General features: G+C 37.7%; 3 protein-coding genes. All 3 read right to left on the bottom strand.

Going from position 1 to position 1,411, the window contains the following annotated elements; all coding sequences use genetic code 11:
- Positions 1 to 147: 147 nt before the first annotated feature.
- Genes DXU93_RS15250 through DXU93_RS14920 form a run of 3 tightly spaced genes read right to left on the bottom strand, consistent with a single transcriptional unit; the run spans position 148 to position 1,326 of the window.
- Positions 148 to 354 (bottom strand): GDCCVxC domain-containing (seleno)protein, encoded by a 207-nt coding sequence (locus DXU93_RS15250; protein ID WP_008992943.1) that lies wholly within the window; start codon positions 352 to 354, stop codon positions 148 to 150.
- A gap of 1 nt (position 355) precedes the next feature.
- Positions 356 to 955, bottom strand: a complete 600-nt coding sequence (gene merTP, locus DXU93_RS14925) for a mercuric transport protein MerTP (protein ID WP_116882100.1) — start codon at positions 953 to 955, stop codon at positions 356 to 358.
- A complete protein-coding gene (locus DXU93_RS14920; protein WP_008992945.1) occupies positions 952 to 1,326 on the bottom strand; it encodes an ArsR/SmtB family transcription factor in 375 nt (124 codons plus the stop codon). The genes merTP and DXU93_RS14920 overlap by 4 nt, the downstream gene beginning before the upstream one ends.
- Between the last annotated feature and the right edge of the window lie 85 nt (positions 1,327 to 1,411).

Raw genomic sequence — 1,411 nt, 5'->3', positions numbered from 1 at the left:
AACGTTTAGTATATGCAAAGTAGGCGATTGCGGGCTTCAAACTTATCAAACCGAGATGAAGTTGAAGCGAGCTACAACCGTTGAATTTACTGCTATTTCGCCTATTTTGTATATACATTGTTAGCGGTTCGGGCTTTTTTTCTTCGGTCAGCAACATTTCTCGTCTTGTTGAATTGGTGGACATTTCTCGCTCCCATAACTGCAATAAACACAGCAGTCTCCTTGTTGTGGTTTCAATACAGTTTTGCAGTTTTCGCACTCGTAAAAGTATTGGCAAGCATCTGTCGGCATTGTTTCTTCTTTTTTGTGTCCGCAGTTGGGGCAAGTGATTGTTGATTGCAATTTTATTTCCATTTTATTTTTCCTTTTTGTCTCTTACTGAATATCCTGTTCCGTTAATTGCTGTTTCGATTTCGGCTATGTTAGTTTTTGAGTTGTCAAATTCAACGATTGCGTTTCCATTCTCGTATGAAGCAGTTGATTTGATTATTCCTGAAAGTTTGTTCAATTCGTGGTTTACGTGTTCTTCGCATCCTGCACAAGTCATTCCGCTGATAGTAAACTCAACGGTCTGTAAATTTGATTTGTCAACTACTATTACTTGTTTTTCTGTCTTAGGGTAGAAAATATGTGCATAGTAAGGAAAGGCAAGCATTACAATTGCGAATGCTGTAACAATTCCTAAAAACTTTTTACTCTGAATGAATTTTGGCTTTTCATCAGTTTCACAATCACAGTCTATTTCCTTTTTCGGTTTTAGTTTTTGATACCAAGCAAAACCAAGAACCAAAATTGTCAAACCAATTAAATACGGTCGGAAAGGTTCAAGCCACGAAAAAGAGGCAGCAAGTCCGCTTGTTCCTGCAATTAGTGCCAAAACTGGTGTAATACAGCATAGAGAAGCAGCGAATGCCGTTAAAATTCCTGCTCCGATTAGTTTATTGTCCTTTTTCATATTGTCTCCAAAATTTTGTTTTCGTCAAGTATTATGAAAAACGGTTCAAGCAAGTTTTTGTATTCGTTTGTCAGCGAATAGAAAATGGTCTGTGCTTGCCTTTCTGTTTCAATGAGTTTTCGGTCTTTGAGTTTTCGCAGGTGTTGAGAAACTGCCGAAATGGTCATTCCAAGAACATCACTCAGGTCGCAAACGCAAAGTTGTTTCTCTTCATAAAGCAGGAACAGGATTTTCAGTCTGACGTTGTTACCCGCCAATTCAAGTCCGTTCGATAAGTAGTCAAACGAGCCGTTGAGTTCTGCAACTCGGTCTTTACAACGGTTGATTTGTTTAATGTCCGCTTGTTGTCTTATGCAAGAATTGTTTTCCATAAACACAAAAATAGTCAACTTGTTTATTTAAGCAAATGCTAAAATACAATATTTTAAAAATAACCCGATTTGTTTCTCGGGTCGT

The organism is Brumimicrobium aurantiacum (assembly GCF_003402975.1).
GTDB classification, from domain to species: domain Bacteria; phylum Bacteroidota; class Bacteroidia; order Flavobacteriales_D; family Crocinitomicaceae; genus Brumimicrobium; species Brumimicrobium aurantiacum.
The sequence above is the reverse complement of the archived record's forward strand: the minus strand, read 5'-3'. Positions and strand labels throughout refer to the sequence as shown.